The sequence below is a fragment of the Pseudoxanthomonas sp. 22568 genome (genome assembly GCF_052044485.1).
GTDB classification, from domain to species: domain Bacteria; phylum Pseudomonadota; class Gammaproteobacteria; order Xanthomonadales; family Xanthomonadaceae; genus Pseudoxanthomonas_A; species Pseudoxanthomonas_A beigongshangi.
The window spans coordinates 17,286-32,163 of the sequence record NZ_JBQENC010000014.1 but is presented as its reverse complement, the minus strand read 5'-3'; the positions used below and the strand labels follow the sequence as shown (position 1 = coordinate 32,163).

The following is a 14,878-nucleotide window of genomic DNA, read 5'->3' as shown; positions in this document are numbered from 1 at the left end:
CGGTCCGGGATGACCATGGGCACATGACGCCCGCGCGGCGGACGGGAGTATCGTGGCCGCCTTTGTCCCGTTCCGAGGTTCGCCATGCACGCCCACCGCTGGATCCTGCTGACCGCCGCGCTGTGCGGCGCCAGCGCCTGCAACCGCACCCCCGAACCGGCCGCCGAGGCGCCCAAGGCCGAAGCACCCACCGCTGCGCCGGTCGTCGGCATCGATCTGGCCGGCCTGGACAAGGCGGTCGCGCCGGGTGACGACTTCGACGAATACGCCAACGGCGGCTGGCGCAAGAACGCGCAGATTCCGGACGACCGTTCCAGCACCGGCGTGTTCCTGGAGGTCTTCCAGAAAGCCGAGAAGCGCAACGCCGACCTGGTGCAGGGACTGGCCAAGGCCAACCCGGCCGCGGGCACGCCCGAGCGCAAGATCGCCGACTACTACGCCGCCTACATGGACGAAGCCGGCATCGAGCAGCGTGGCTTGGCCCCACTGCAGCCGTGGCTGGACAAGATCGACGCGATCGCCACGCCAGCCGAACTGTCGCGCTACATCGGCAGCACCGTGCGCGCCGACACCGATCCGCTCAACGCGACCAACTTCGCCACCGACAACCTGTTCGGCCTGTTCGTCGCCCAGGGCCTGGAAGATCCGTCGCAGAACGTGGGCTACCTGATGCAGGGCGGCCTGGGCATGCCGGATCGCGAGTACTACCTGGCCGCCGACAAGGACATGGCTGCCAACCGCGGGAAGTACCAGGCCTACATCGGCCAGATGCTGAAGCTGGCGGGTGCGAGCGACGCCGACGCGGCCGCCAAGGCCAAGGCGATCTTTGATCTGGAAATGAAGATTGCCCAAGCGCACGCCAACATCGTCGACAGCCAGGACGTGCACAAGGCGAACAATCCGTGGGAGACCGCGGCGTTCGCGAGCAAGGCGCCGGGCATCGACTGGCCGGCCTTCTTCGAAGGCGCCGGCCTGGGTGGACAGAAGACGCTGGTGGCCTGGCAGCCCAAGGCGATCACCCAGCTGTCCGCGCTGGTCGCCAGCCAGCCGCTGCAGACCTGGAAGGACTACCTGCGCTTCCACGCCATCGACCACAGTGCCGGCATGTTGCCCAAGGCCTATGCCGACGCCAGCTTCGAATTCCATGGCAAGACCCTGCAGGGCACGCCCAAGCAGCGGGATCGCTGGAAGCGCGCGATTGGCGCCACCAACGGTGCGCTGGGCGACGCCATCGGCCAGATCTACGTGAAGCAGTATTTCCCGGCCTCGTCGAAGGCGCAGGTCGAGGAGATGGTCAACAACATCCTGGCCGCGTTCCGCGAAGGCGTGGACAAGCTGGAATGGATGACCCCGGCGACCAAGGAAAAAGCCAAGGCCAAGGCCGCGACCATGCGCGTGGGCGTGGGCTATCCGGAAACCTGGCGCGACTACGCCTCGCTGGAAGTGAAGGCCGACGATCCACTCGGCAACGCGCGCCGCGCCGAGGAATTCGAGTACCGCCACCAGACCGCCAAGCTGGGCAAGCCGGCCGATCGCGCCGAGTGGTGGATGACGCCGCAGACGGTCAACGCCGTGCAGCTGCCGCTGCAGAACGCGATGAACTTCCCGGCCGCGATCCTGGAAGCGCCGTTCTTCGATCCCAAGGCCGATCCGGCCGCCAACTACGGCGCCATCGGCGCGGTGATCGGCCACGAGATCAGCCACGGCTTCGACAACACCGGCGCCGACTTCGACGACCAGGGCCGCCTGCGCAACTGGTGGACGCCGGAGGACGCCGCACACTTCAAGGCCGCCGGTGATCGCCTGATCGCGCAGTACAACGCCTATGAACCGCTGCCGGGCCTGCACATCAACGGCGAGCAGACCCTGGGCGAGAACATCGCCGACGTGTCCGGCCTGGCCATCGCCTACACCGCCTACAGGAAGTCGCTGGGCGGCAAGGAAGCGCCGGTGATCGACGGCCTGACCGGCGACCAGCGCTTCTTCATCGCCTACGCGCAGGCGTGGCGCACCAAGACCCGCGACGCGGCGCTGCGCGCGCAGGTGATCGGCGACGGCCACGCGCCGGGCCGCTACCGCGCCCAGACTGTGCGCAACGTCGATGCCTGGTATGCCGCATTCCCGTCCAAGCCGGGCGAGAAGCTGTTCCTGGAACCGAAGGACCGGGTCAAGATCTGGTAACCCGGCGGCAGCACCGCATCGCCTCGCTGGAAATCCCCGCAAGCGCAAACCGCTCCCTCCCCCGCCAGCGGGGGAGGGTTGGGGTGGGGGCCAGCCGGAAAATCCGCGCCCTGGCATCAGCCGCCAAGCCCATACACCGCTATCGTCGATCAGACAGCGATCGTTGGAAGCACCCCCATCCCGGCCTTCCCCCGCCAGCGGGGGAAGGGGCAACCGCCGAATCGCTGCAATTGGTCCGCACGTTGAGAGAGCGGAGAGGCAGACCGCTCCCTCCCCCGCTTGCGGGGGAGGGTTGGGGAGGGGGCCAGCCGGAAAAAAACTGCGCCCCGGCATCAACCGTCAAGCCCATACACCGCCATCGTCGATCAGACAGCGATTGCTGGAAGTGCCCCCATCCCAGCCTTCCCCCGCCAGCGGGGGAAGGGGCAACCGTCGAATCACTGCAATTGGTCTGCACGTTGAGAGAGCAGAGAGGCGGACCGCTCCCTCCCCCGCTGGCGGGGGAGGGTTGGGGAGGGGGCCAGCCGGAAAAAACCGTGCCCTGGCATCAGCCGCCAAGCCTGCACGCCGCCATCGTCGATCAGACACCGATTGCTGAAAGCGCCCCCATCCCAGCCTTCCCCCGCCTGCGGGGGAAGGGGCACAGCCGAATCGCTGCAATTGTTCTGCACGTTGAGAGAGCATGGCGACATTCGCCCTTTTCATGTCTCCCTTTCACCGCGCGCCGCCGGGTCCGATTGCGATGGCGTGCGCGGACAGGCATAGTCCGCCGGGCATGCGAAGCGACGCAGGAGCGCCATGAAGAACCGACCGGTCTCCCGTCCGGAACCCGATGACGAACAGCGCCGGCTGGCGGTACTGATCGATGCCGACAACGCCCAGCCCGCCGTCATCGAAGGACTGCTGGGCGAGATCGCCAAATACGGCGTGGCCAGCGTCAAGCGCATCTACGGTGATTTCACCAGCACCCGCATGACCCAGTGGAAGCAGGCGCTGCTGAAGCATTCGATCGCGCCGGTGCAGCAGTTCGCCTACACCAGCGGCAAGAACGCCACCGACAGCTCGCTGATCATCGATGCGATGGATCTGCTCTACACCCAGCGCTTCGATGGCTTCTGCCTGGTCTCCAGCGACAGCGATTTCACCCGCCTGGCCCAGCGCCTGCGCGAGGAAGGCCTGATGGTGTACGGCTTCGGCGAACGCAAGACGCCCGACGCCTTCGTCCAGGCCTGCGACAAGTTCGTCTACACCGAGGTATTGCGCAGCGAAACACCGGCCGCGCCACCGCCGCCCGCCAAACCGGCGAAGAAGGCGGCGAAGAAAGCCGGCGTGCCGAAGAACGGACCGACCCAGGCCGAGCCGACCGCCGCGCCGCCGCCGGAACCGGCGCGCGGCGAAGCGCTGCCGCTGCGGCTGATCCGCCAGGCCATCGAGGAAGCCTCCGACGATCAGGGCTGGGCGTTCCTGGGCACGGTTGGCAGCTATCTGATCAAGATCCGCCCGGACTTCGATCCGCGCCTGTACGGGCAGAAGAAACTCAGCGACCTGCTGAAGCAGCATCCCCGCCACTTCGAAGTGGAAGAGCGCGGCGGGGATGGCGGCGCCAGCCGGCGCTTCTACGTGCGCTGGCGCGACTGACCCCGGGAGCGGCGCGATGATGGAAGACAAGCCCCATGCGCCTTCCTGCGATCGCAACCGCGATCCGATCCTGGCGGTGCTGCGCCATCACTTCGCCGAAGTCCGCCGGGTCCTGGAAATCGGCAGTGGCACCGGCCAGCACGCGGTGTACTTCGCGATGAAACTGCCGCGCCTGGTCTGGCAGTGCTCGGACGTCGCCGACAACCTGCCCGGCATCCGCCAGTGGCTGGACGAAACGGATCTGCCGAACACGCCGCCGCCGCTGGAACTGGACGTGGATGGCCAGTGGCCGGCGCAACGTTTCGACGCGGCTTTCAGCGCCAACACCCTGCACATCATGGGCTGGGCCTCGGTGCAGGCGTTCTTCGCCGGCCTGGGCGGCGTGCTGGGGGCGCGCGCCTCGTTGATCGTCTACGGTCCGTTCAACTACGAAGGCCGCTACACCAGCGAGAGCAACCGCGAGTTCGACGCCTGGCTGAAAGCGCGCGATCCGGCTTCGGGCATCCGCGACTTCGAGTCCGTCGATGCGTTGGCTCAGGCCCAGGGGTTCCTGCTGATCGACGATGTCGCCATGCCGGCGAACAACCGCTGCCTGGTCTGGCGCAAGGTCTGACGAGGACCGGACGCGTCACGGCGGGTCGCCGCGTTCATGGCGAACGGCTAGGATGAATGCAACGTCACAGGGGAACGCGCGCGGAATGTCCAGGTTGCCATTGGGGTTGTTGTGTTCGTTCGGTCTTTTCCTGGGCGGTCCGCTTGCCGCGCAGCCGGCCTCGATACCGGCACCCGCTTCGATGTCCCTCTCCACGCAGGACTATCCCGGCACGTTGCGACTCGACGTCGACGCCAGCGATATCGACCGGCGCATCCAGCGCGTGCGCGAACGCATTCCGGTCGCCGCGGGGCCGCTGACCCTGTGGTATCCGAAGTGGATTCCCGGCAACCATGCGCCGACCGGACCGATCAACCAGATCGCCGGGCTCGTCATCACCGGCAACGGCCAGCGCATCGCCTGGCGCCGCGATCCTGGCGACATGTATGCGTTCCAGCTGGACGTGCCGGCGGGCGTGGCGGAGATCGAGGTCGCCTTCCAGTATCTGTCGCCGACCTCCTCGTCGCAGGGCCGCGTGGCGATGACGCCACGGATGCTGTCGCTGCAATGGCATCGCGTGTTGCTGTATCCGGCGGGCCATGATGCGCGCCGCATCCGCGTCACCCCGACCCTGCGCGTGCCGGCGGGTTGGGAGTCGGCGACCGCGCTCGCGGTGGAGGCACGTGATGGCGCCGAACAGCGTTACGCCACCACCGATCTGTTGACCCTGATCGATTCGCCGGTCTACGCCGGCCAGCACTTCCGCCGCTTCGATCTGGACACTGGCGCCACGCCGGTGCGCCTCAACGCGATGGCCGACACCGCCGCGCAGCTGGACGCCTCGCCGGCGATGCTGCAGGCGCACCGCGCGCTGGTGACGCAGGCTGATCGGGTATTCGGCCCGCGTCCGTTCGCGCACTACGACTTCCTGCTGGCGCTGTCCGACAGCTTCAGTGGCATCGGCCTGGAGCACCGCCAGTCCAGCGAGAACGGCACTTACGCCGACTACCTGCGCGGCGATGCGGCCTTCATCGACAACGATCTGCTGCCGCACGAATACGTGCATGCCTGGAGTGGCAAGTTCCGTCGTCCGGACACCACTTGGGCGCCGCACTACAACAGCGCCATCGACAACTCGCTGCTGTGGGTTTACGAGGGACAGACCCAGTATTGGGCGGTGGTGCTGGCCGCGCGTGCCGGATTGTGGACGCCCGAGCAGGCGCGCGCGGTGCTGGCAAACACGCTGGCGACCGCGGCCACCCAGCCGGGCCGCGACTGGCGCGACCTGCAGGACACCGTGCACCAGGGCATCGTCGACTACAACGATGCACCGCAAGCCTGGTCGAGTTGGCAACGCGGCTACGACTTCTATTCGGAAGGCTCGCTGCTGTGGCTGGCGGTGGACGCGCGCCTGCGCGAACAGTCGCGCGGCCGCCGCAGCCTGGACGACTTCGCCCACCGCTTCCACGCCGGCGCCAGCGCCGACGCGGCGATTTCGTTGTACGGCTTCGACGACGTGGTGCGGGTGCTCGACGAAGTGCAGCCCGGCGACTGGCGCGGCTTCCTGCGCGAGCGGCTGGATGGGCAGGGTGCCGCCTCGCCGCTCGATGGACTGGAGCGTGCCGGCTGGCGGCTGGCCTATACCGATGAACCGAATCCGGCCATCACCGACGCGGAGGGCGCGGGCGGCAATGATGACCTGCGTTTCTCGATCGGTTTGAAGGTCGCCTCCGACGGCGAAATCCAGGAGGCGATCTGGAACTCGCCCGCCTTCACCGCCGGACTCGCGAAGGACATGACGGTGATCGCGGTGGACGGCCTGGCCTACACCGGCGAGCGCCTCAAGCGCGCCATCATCGCCGCCAAGGCATCGCCGCAACCGATCGAACTGCTGGTGCGCCAGGGCGAGCAGTACCGCAGCGTCCGCATCGACTACCGCGACGGTCTGCGCTACCCGCACCTGCAACGCATCCCCGGTACCGAGGACCGGCTGTCGAAAATCCTGGCGCCGCGCTGATACCCGCTTTCCTGTAGGAGCGACGTCAGTCGCGACCGTAGACTTGCCTCGTCCGTACGTACGTGGTCGCGACTGACGTCGCTCCTACAAAGTGCCGCAAAGCGGACAGGGTCACGGGATGAATGTCTGCTCCGGGTCGTCGAAGGACTTGAACTCCAGCGCGTTGCCGGAGGGGTCGAACAGGAACATGGTGACGTGCTGGCCGGGCTTGCCCTTCAGGCGCAGGTGCGGTTCTTCGTGGAAGTCGACCTGCGCGTCCTTCAGCCGCCGCGCCAGCGTTTCCCAGGCCGGCCGATCCAGGTTCATGCCGAAATGCGGCACCGGCACCGCCTCGCCGTCGAAGCGGCCGTTGTGCAACGGCTGGCCGTCGCCGCCGATGTGCGCGACCAGGTGATGGCCGAAGAAATCGAAGTCCTGGTAGGAGATGTCGCTGCGGCCCTGCGGGCAGCCGATGATGTCGCCGTAGAAATGGCGCGCCTCGTCCAGGTCGCGGACCGGGAAGGCGAGATGGAACTGGGTGATGTTGCTCATGACGCGGCTTCCAGTTGTGGCGTGTACGCGTCGAGGATGTTCTGCCAGAACAGGTTCCAGGCGGAAATGCTGCGCTCGTAGCCGCGCGCCAGTTCGGGCAGCACGCCGGGATCGTGGCGCAGGTATTCGTCGATGGCCGCGCGAGTCAATTCGCCATGGATGATGTCCTCTTCGCCGGTATGGATGGTCCAGAACTCCCAGTCGACGCGGTCGGCGTTGGCGACCAGATACGGATTGCGGCGCATGTGCTCGAACATCACCGACAGGTAGGTCTGGCACAGGCATTCGCCGCCCATGCCGCGCAGGCCGACGCCGAAGGCGATCGGGTTGTTGGCCATGTCGCGGGTCAGCCCCTTGAGGATGCGCTCGTTGGCCATCAGCGGTCGTTCCAGTTCCTCGGGCGCGACGCCGATGGTGGCGAGGAAGCGGTCGTACACGGCCGGATGGGCGCGCTCGGGATCGCCTTCGCCCAGTTCCTCGGCGAGGATCTGTCCGAGCAGGCTGCGCAGTCCGCCGAACGGCAGGCGCGCCACCAGCAGGGCGAGATCGCTGATGTAGTCGATGGTGAAGAACCGGTACTGGATGCACACCTGGCGCAGCGCGTCCGGGGAGAGATCGGCGAGTACCTGCATCCGTTGCGCGGCGAGGGATTCGGTCGCCTCCTTGGCCTTGTCGGCGAACTGCCAGAACTGATCGCGGGTCATCGATTGGGCTTGCATGAATCGTTCCTGGGGGAAGGAAAATGGCCGGGGCGCGGCAATCTCTGCCGTCGACCCCGGTGGACGATGATGGGTAGCGAAGACGTGAGCAGAACGTGCACGCATCGCAAAGATCCGCGTGCCTTCACATGCTGGCGACATGCCCGTGCCGATCGCGCGACGAACGTTCAACGGATGCGTATTCATCGATGTGGACCGAATTGCCACGAGGCGTGACAAACATGAGGCGCGCATGAAGACTCGCGTCGCCATCGCCTGTTCAGCCGGCGGAGTGAAGAGAATTGCACCTTGCGCGTGCGCGGCCACGCTAGCATCGGCGCGCGCTGCACCGGGAGTCCATTGCTTGCGGTCGTGGATGCGTTGCCCAACCCGCCGAGGCGATCGGCATGGAGTTCCCGCGCACATGCAAGAACCGATATTCCGCAATGATTCGACCACCGCCACCACGCAGGACACCGTCAGGAGTGTTCCGCTGCTGTGGACCAGCGGCTGGGATTCGACCTTCCAGCTGCTGCGGCTGCTGCTCCTGCATCGCCTGCCGGTGACGCCGTACTACCTGGAGGATCCCTCGCGCGCGTCGACGGCCACCGAACGCCGCAGCATCCAGCGCATCACCGCGGCGCTGCACGAATCGCATCCGGAAACCCGCGCGTTGCTGCGGCCACTGCGGGTGTTCCAGGTGGCGGAACTGGCGCGGGACCCGGTGATCACCGAGGCGCTGCGCGAGGTCCGATCGCGGGTCTACATCGGCAGCCAGTACGAATGGCTGGCGCTGTTCTGCCGCCAGCACGCGCCAGCGGGCATCGAGCTGAGCGTGCACGTGGACGACAAGGTGCAGGCGCTGCTGGCGGACTTCGTGCAGCCGTTCGAGACCGCCGGCGGCTATCGCAGCCACCGCGTCGAATCGCGCCACGCGGGCACCGCCGAACACACCCTGTTCCATCATTTCGGCTTCCCGCTATTCCAGATCGACAAGCGAGCGATGGAGCGCGAAGCCGAAGCCGCCGGCTGGCACCGGCTCATGGACATGACCTGGTTCTGCCATCGGCCGGTGAACGGCAAGCCCTGCGGTGCCTGCGCGCCTTGCGTATACACGATCGAGGAAGGCCTGGCATGGCGGGTGCCGCGTTCGCGCCGGATGCTGTCGTTCTTCTATCGCAAGCTGGCGTTGCCGCTGAAGCCACCGTTGCGCGCCGCGCTGGCCTCGGTGCGGCGGCGGTAACCGCGCGCATCGGTTCGGAAAAGAAAAAACCCCGCCGAGGCGGGGTTTTTGGTCAGGCGACCTGGACGACGTGCAGCGCCCTGGGGTTGTTCCATTGTGCGAGCAGTTCGGCCTCGCGCGCCTTGGCCTCGTGCAGGTGGCGTTCCTTGACGTGGCCATAGCCGCGGATGTGCTCGGGAATACTGGCGATATCCACTGCCAGGCCCAGGCGATCGGCATCCAGCGAACCGAGCAGCTGATCCAGGGTGCGTTCGTAATCGCTGATCAGCTGGCGCTCGCCGCGGCGCTCGGCGGTGCGGCCGAACACGTCGAAGGCACCGCCGCGCAGGAAGCGCAGCTTCGCCAGCAGTCCGAAGGCCTTGAACACCCACGGGCCGTATTCCTTCTTCATCAGGCGGCCCTGCGCGTCCTTCTTGGCGAACAGCGGCGGCGCCAGATGGAAGTGTACTTCATAGTCGCCCTCGAACTGCTGCTGCAGGCGGCGCTGGAACTCGCCGCTGGTGTACAGCCGCGCCACTTCGTACTCGTCCTTGTACGCCATCAGCTTGAAGAAGTAGCGGGCGACCGCCTCGGTCAGCGCGGTGGAACCCGGCGCCTTCACGTTCTCGGCGGCGCGCACGCGGGTGACCAGATCGCGGTAGCGGCTGGCGTAGGCGGCGTCCTGGTATTCGGTCAGGAAGGCCACGCGGCGCGCGATCAGTTCGTCCAGCGAGCGCGACAGGCGCAGGTCGTCCAGCGGCAGGAACGCGACTTCGCCACCGATGGCGCCGCCTTCCGGCAGGCCACGCAGTTCGCTCTCGTTGTCCGGGTTGCGCGGCGCGGCGTTGGCGCCCCACTCGGTGCTTTCCCATTCGCCCGGCGGCAGGATCCGCAGGTTGCGCGGGGTGCGTTCGGACTCGGTCTGGGCATTGCGGATCAGGCCGGCGGCTTCTTGTACCGCCTGCGGATCGACCACGGCCAGGCGGCCCCAGGCGAAGGCGCGCCGGTTCATTTCGATCGCCGCGCCGTTGAGTTCGACCGCGCGCATGATCGCGTCGAACGAAATCGGCACCAGACCCTGCTGCCAGGCGTAGCCGAGCATGAACAGGTTGGCGGCGATCGCGTCGCCCATCAGCGCGGTGGCCAGCTGGGTGGCGTCGACCAGCATCGGATCGCGGCCGCCCAGCGCCACCTTCACGCCGGTGATGATGTCGGTGGCCGGGAACTGCATGTCCGGACGGGTGGTGAAGGTGCCGGGCATCGCCTCGTAGGTATTGAGCACCACCTGCGAGCGCTCGCCGCGCACCTTCGACAGCACCCAGTAGTCGTTCACCACCACCATGTCGCAACCCAGCACCAGATCGGCTTCGCCGGCGGCGATACGCACGGCGTGGATGTCCTCCGGGCTGCGCGCGATGCGGATGTGGGTGGTCACCGCGCCGCCCTTCTGGGCCAGGCCGGTCTGATCCAGCACGCTCGCACCCTTGCCTTCCAGGTGCCCGGCCATGCCCAGCAGCGCGCCGATGGTCACCACGCCGGTGCCGCCGACGCCGGTGATCAGGATGTTCCAGGGCTGGGCCAGATCCGACTTGAAGGCCGGTGCGGGCAGGTTCTCCAGCTTCTCGGCCGCGCTGACTTTCTTGCCCTTGCGCGGGTTGCCGCCGTGGACGGTGACGAAGCTGGGGCAGAACCCGTTGACGCAGGAAAAATCCTTGTTGCAGTTGGACTGATCGATTTCACGCTTGCGCCCGAATTCGGTTTCCTTCGGCAACACCGACACGCAGAAGCTCTTCACGCCGCAGTCGCCGCAGCCTTCGCAGACCAGCGTGTTGACCATCGTGCGCTTGGCCGGATCCGGCATCTTGCCGCGCTTGCGGCGGCGGCGCTTCTCGGTGGCGCAGACCTGGTCGTAGATGAGGATGGAAACACCCTTCACCTTGCGCAGCTGCTTCTGCACCACTTCCAGCTGGCCGCGATCATGGAACTCGACACCGGTGGGGAACAGCTCGCGGCGGCTCCACTTGCGCACGTCGTCGCTGACCACGACGATGGTATCCACGCCTTCGGCGCGCATCATGTGGGCGATCTGCGGCACGCTCAGGGTGCCGTCGACCGGCTGGCCGCCGGTCATCGCGACCGCGTCGTTGTAGAGGATCTTGTAGGTGATGTTGACGCCGGTGGCGACCGACTGCCGCACCGCCAGCGAACCGGAATGGAAGAACGTGCCGTCGCCGAGGTTCTGGAACACGTGCTCGGTTTCGGTGAATGGCGCCTGCCCCGACCAGGTGACGCCTTCGCCGCCCATGTGGGTGAAGGTGTCGGTGTCGCGATCCATCCACGTCACCATGTAGTGGCAGCCGATGCCGCCGAGCGCGCGCGAGCCTTCCGGCACCACCGTGGAGGTGTTGTGCGGACAGCCGCTGCAGTAGTGCGGCACGCGCGGGAAGCTGGCGCGCGGCAACGCGAGCTCGGCTTCCTTGTCCTCCATCCAGCGCAGGCGCTGCTCGATGGATTCATTGGTGAAGAAACGCTGGATGCGCCGGCCGATCACGCCGGCGATGGTGGCCGGGGTGAGTTCGCCGGTGGACGGCAGGATCCACTCGCCGGCCTCGTCGTACTTGCCGACGATGGACGGACGCTGGCCCGCGCTGGCCGGCCAGTTGTAGAAGTACTCCTTCATCTGCCGCTCGATGAAGGCGCGCTTCTCTTCCACGACCACGATGTCTTCGAGTCCGCGCGCGAACTCGGCGATGCCGATCGGCTCCAGCGGCCAGGTCATGCCGACCTTGTACACGCGGATGCCGATGTCGGCGCAGGCGCGTTCGTCCAGGCCCAGGTACTCCAGCGCCTGCAGCACGTCCAGGTAGCTCTTGCCGGTGGTGACGATGCCCAATCGCGCGCGCGGCGAATCCAGCACGATCCGATCGATGCCGTTGGCGCGGGCAAACGCCTGCGCGGCCTTGACCGCGTAGCGGTGCAGGCGCATTTCCTGATCCAGCGGCGGGTCCGGCCAGCGGATGTTGAGACCACCGGCGGGCATGTCGAAATCCTCCGGCAGCAGGATGGTGCGCGCGAACGGATTCACTTCCACCGACGCCGAGGATTCCACCGTCTCGGCAATCGTCTTGAAGCCGACCCAGCGGCCGGTGTAGCGGCTCATCGCCCAGCCGACCAGGCCCATGTCGAGGATGTCCTGCACGCCGGCCGGGTTGAGCACCGGCATCATCGCGCTGACGAACTCGTCTTCCGACCCATGCGGCAGGGTCGAGCTGCGGCAGGCGTGATCATCGGCGGCCAGCGCCAGCACGCCACCGTGCCGGGAGGTGCCGGCGGCATTGCCGTGCTTGAACACGTCGCCGCAGCGATCCACGCCCGGTCCCTTGCCGTACCACATCGAGTACACGCCATCGACCTTGGCGCCGGGGAACAGGTTGGTCTGCTGGGTGCCCCAGACCATGGTCGCGCCGAGATCCTCGTTGAGGCCGGGGGTGAACTTCACCGCCGCCGCTTCCAGATGCTTGCGCGCGCGCCACAGCTCCAGGTCGAAACCGCCCAGCGGCGAACCGCGGTAGCCGCTGATGAAGCCGGCGGTGTTCAATCCGGCGGCCTGATCGCGCAGGCGCTGCATCAGCGGCAGCCGGACCAGCGCCTGCACGCCGCTCAGGTAGATGCGGCCGTCGGTGCGGGTGTACTTGTGTTCGAGGGTGTAGTCGTTGTCCAGCACGCCGATCTGCGGGGTGTTGGCGGACGACGGCGAGGTCAGTTCGGCGGTGCTGGTCATGGGCTGGCCCCTGGAGCGGCTGGCGTGATCCGGCCAAGGCGGCCGGACGCGAAAGGCGCGAATTGTAGCAGCGGGGTCCTGCGGGCCTGGTTCAGGAGCAAATCCCCCTCAATCCCCCTTTTTCAAAGGGGGAGGTAAAAGCCGGAGAGTTCAGGCATCGCGCGCCGTTTTGCCCCCTTGACCAGCCATGCGGCTGTTGAAAGCGCAAAAGGGGGCGGGCGCCGAAGGCGACGGGGGATTGACCAGCTATGAGGCTGTTGAAAAGCGCTTGCTGTTGGCGGGGAGAACAAGACCCCCTTGTTCTTCCTTTTACCTTTGAAGAACACCCACCATCTCATTGCTCAGAGATCAAACCCCAGCAGCAGCGGATCATGATCCGAACTGCGCCAGGGCTGGCCGGCATCGCCGTGGAGGTAGCCGGCGCTGTCCGCCGAATCGGCGTTGAGATGCCACTCGGCCGCGCCGCGCAGGCGCGCCGACAGCGCGGGCGTGAGCAGGGCGTGATCCAGGCGGCCGCTCAGGCCGTTGTAGACGTAGCTGTAGGGCCGTTCCACCCTGGCTACGGCGAAGGCGTCGCGCCAGCCGGCCTCGCGCAGCCAGCGCACCGGGTCCTCCATCGCATAGGCGTTGAAGTCGCCGAGGATGACCGTCATCGCATCGCCCTGGCCGGTCGGATCCTGCTTCAGCCAGGCGTCGAGGCGTTGTGCCGAATCCAGCCGCAGCGCGTTCCAGCAACCCTGGGTGTCGCCCTGGTCCTGATCGGCGCCGGTGGCTTCCGAGCAGCCCTTGGACTTGAAGTGATTGGCCACGACCACGAACGCCGGCCCTTGCCCACGCCGGAACGCCTGTGCCAGCGGCACCCGGCTGCGGTCACCAAAGGGACCGCCCGCCAGCGTGGCGGGCTGGCCGACCGGCGTGAGCCGGGAGGCGCGATAGATCAGGCCGACCCGGATGGTGTCCGGCCCCGGTCCCTGGCCCGCGTCGATGAAGCGCCAGTCGTCGCCCTTCGCGTTCAGGGCCGTGACGAACTGGGCCAGGCTGGAATCGGGCCCGTAGCCATCGTTCTCCAGTTCCATCAGCGCCGCCACGTCGGCGTCGAGCGCGCGCACGGTGGCGACCAGCTTGGCCAGCTGCGCCTGCAATTGCTCGGGGGTCTTGGCGCCGCGCGGGGTCGGGAAGCCGCCGCCGTGGCCGTCGCCGTTGAACAGGTTTTCCAGGTTGAACGCGGCGATCTTGAGCGTGCCCGGCACGCGGGGCGCGAGCGGGTAGGCGGGGGCGGGCAGTGCCGGGCGACCGGTCAGTTGCAGGCGATGGCTGCCATGGCGCTCGTCGACGATGCCTTCGACGCCCTCCAGGACGGTGCCCACGCGCGGGATCGGTTGTCCGCCGAGCCAGGCGATGGCCTTGGGATCCCGGTCGCCGCTGCCGTCGTCCAGGGTCAGGCGGCGGCGGGCGTTGTCCTTCAGCACCTGCTTGAACGCCTCGCTGCCGGGCGCCGCCACCTCGCTGGGCTGCCACAGCCGGCCTTCGAACGCGGCGGTGAGCTCGCCGAAACGCTCGACCTGATCGGTGCCGCTGACGGTGAGCGGCGCGACGACGCGCACGCGCATGCCTTCCAGGGCTTCCCAGTCCGCGGGCGCGGCCGTCAGCGCGACCGGGGCGATCGCAGGCACCGGGGTTCCGAGGCGCTCGATGTCACCCGGGGTGATCGCGGTCAGGCGGCTGCCCTGCCGACCCGGTTCCAGCTCGGTGACCTCGCCCCGCACCCGGTAGCGCTGGCCGACCTTCGGCGTCTCGCCCTCATCCGCGTTGGCGTCGAAGGCCAGCGGAACGAACACGGCGTCCGAGGTCGCCGGATCGCCGTCGCCGGCATCCTGCAGGAAGAAGCCGCCCAGCCCCTGGCGGAAATCGGCGGTGACCACACCTTCGACCGTGACCGCCTGGCCCGCCAGCGGGCTGGCCGTGCCGGCGCCCTGGACCTGGCCGATGGCGATGACATCGGCATCCCCGGCCCGGGCCATCGCGGCGCAGGTCAGCAGGGCGGTGGCGAGCAGGGCGCGGCGAAAGGACATGGCGATGTCTGGTGGATTGTCGAGCCGGACATGATAGCCAGCGGGGATGACGGGTGATGGGGAAGCGCCAACGCTCCTCGACCGCCAAATGGCGGGGCATCCCCCTTTGACCAGCCACTCGGCGGTCGTGAAGCGCAACAAAGGGG

9 protein-coding genes are annotated in these 14,878 nt (G+C 67.5%); 5 read left to right on the top strand and 4 right to left on the bottom strand.

The annotated features are described in order from the left end of the window. Window positions 1-84: 84 nt before the first annotated feature. The 4 genes from ACTJI2_RS16205 (at window position 85) to ACTJI2_RS16190 (ending at window position 6,428) form a co-directional block, all read left to right on the top strand. Window positions 85-2,181: a M13 family metallopeptidase gene (locus ACTJI2_RS16205; protein ID WP_440842724.1), complete on the top strand. Its 2,097-nt coding sequence runs from the start codon at window positions 85-87 to the stop codon at window positions 2,179-2,181. Window positions 2,182-2,979: 798 nt separating this feature from the next. Then, window positions 2,980-3,819, top strand: coding sequence for an NYN domain-containing protein (locus ACTJI2_RS16200; protein WP_203321982.1), 840 nt, complete (start codon window positions 2,980-2,982; stop codon window positions 3,817-3,819). Window positions 3,820-3,838: 19 nt separating this feature from the next. Further along, complete coding sequence (locus ACTJI2_RS16195; protein ID WP_203321981.1) at window positions 3,839-4,432, top strand: DUF938 domain-containing protein; 594 nt, start codon at window positions 3,839-3,841, stop codon at window positions 4,430-4,432. Between the two features lie 181 nt (window positions 4,433-4,613). Next, the gene (locus tag ACTJI2_RS16190) at window positions 4,614-6,428 is read left to right on the top strand and encodes a M61 family metallopeptidase (protein WP_440842723.1); all 1,815 of its coding nucleotides are present in this window, start codon (window positions 4,614-4,616) and stop codon (window positions 6,426-6,428) included. 111 nt (window positions 6,429-6,539) lie between these two features. Here the strand turns inward: ACTJI2_RS16190 and ACTJI2_RS16185 are convergent, their stop codons facing one another. After that, window positions 6,540-6,959, bottom strand: coding sequence for a VOC family protein (locus ACTJI2_RS16185; protein WP_183640062.1), 420 nt, complete (start codon window positions 6,957-6,959; stop codon window positions 6,540-6,542). Then, entirely contained in the window at window positions 6,956-7,678 is a 723-nt protein-coding gene (locus tag ACTJI2_RS16180) for an iron-containing redox enzyme family protein (RefSeq protein WP_183640064.1), read from the bottom strand. The genes ACTJI2_RS16185 and ACTJI2_RS16180 overlap by 4 nt, the downstream gene beginning before the upstream one ends. A gap of 403 nt (window positions 7,679-8,081) precedes the next feature. Between ACTJI2_RS16180 and ACTJI2_RS16175 the strand changes: the two genes are divergently transcribed. Continuing rightward, window positions 8,082-8,900, top strand: coding sequence for a hypothetical protein (locus ACTJI2_RS16175; RefSeq protein WP_440842722.1), 819 nt, complete (start codon window positions 8,082-8,084; stop codon window positions 8,898-8,900). Between the two features lie 52 nt (window positions 8,901-8,952). On the opposite strand, the gene ACTJI2_RS16170 is transcribed toward ACTJI2_RS16175, so the two are convergent. Next, on the bottom strand, window positions 8,953-12,660 hold the full coding sequence (locus tag ACTJI2_RS16170) for an indolepyruvate ferredoxin oxidoreductase family protein (RefSeq protein ID WP_440842721.1): 3,708 nt from the start codon (window positions 12,658-12,660) through the stop codon (window positions 8,953-8,955). Window positions 12,661-13,001: 341 nt separating this feature from the next. Continuing rightward, complete coding sequence (locus tag ACTJI2_RS16165) at window positions 13,002-14,732, bottom strand: ExeM/NucH family extracellular endonuclease (RefSeq protein ID WP_440842720.1); 1,731 nt, start codon at window positions 14,730-14,732, stop codon at window positions 13,002-13,004. Window positions 14,733-14,878 lie beyond the last annotated feature (146 nt).

Excerpts from the sequence above, each read along its gene's own strand:
- ACTJI2_RS16180 (WP_183640064.1), bottom strand. The coding sequence starts at position 7,678 with ATGCAAGCCCAATCGATGACCCGCGATCAGTTCTGGCAGTTCGCCGAC.
- ACTJI2_RS16170 (WP_440842721.1), bottom strand. The coding sequence starts at position 12,660 with ATGACCAGCACCGCCGAACTGACCTCGCCGTCGTCCGCCAACACCCCG.
- ACTJI2_RS16165 (WP_440842720.1), bottom strand. The coding sequence starts at position 14,732 with ATGTCCTTTCGCCGCGCCCTGCTCGCCACCGCCCTGCTGACCTGCGCC.
- ACTJI2_RS16185 (WP_183640062.1), bottom strand. The coding sequence starts at position 6,959 with ATGAGCAACATCACCCAGTTCCATCTCGCCTTCCCGGTCCGCGACCTG.
- ACTJI2_RS16200 (WP_203321982.1), top strand. The coding sequence starts at position 2,980 with ATGAAGAACCGACCGGTCTCCCGTCCGGAACCCGATGACGAACAGCGC.
- ACTJI2_RS16190 (WP_440842723.1), top strand. The coding sequence starts at position 4,614 with ATGTCCCTCTCCACGCAGGACTATCCCGGCACGTTGCGACTCGACGTC.
- ACTJI2_RS16205 (WP_440842724.1), top strand. The coding sequence starts at position 85 with ATGCACGCCCACCGCTGGATCCTGCTGACCGCCGCGCTGTGCGGCGCC.
- ACTJI2_RS16195 (WP_203321981.1), top strand. The coding sequence starts at position 3,839 with ATGGAAGACAAGCCCCATGCGCCTTCCTGCGATCGCAACCGCGATCCG.
- ACTJI2_RS16175 (WP_440842722.1), top strand. The coding sequence starts at position 8,082 with ATGCAAGAACCGATATTCCGCAATGATTCGACCACCGCCACCACGCAG.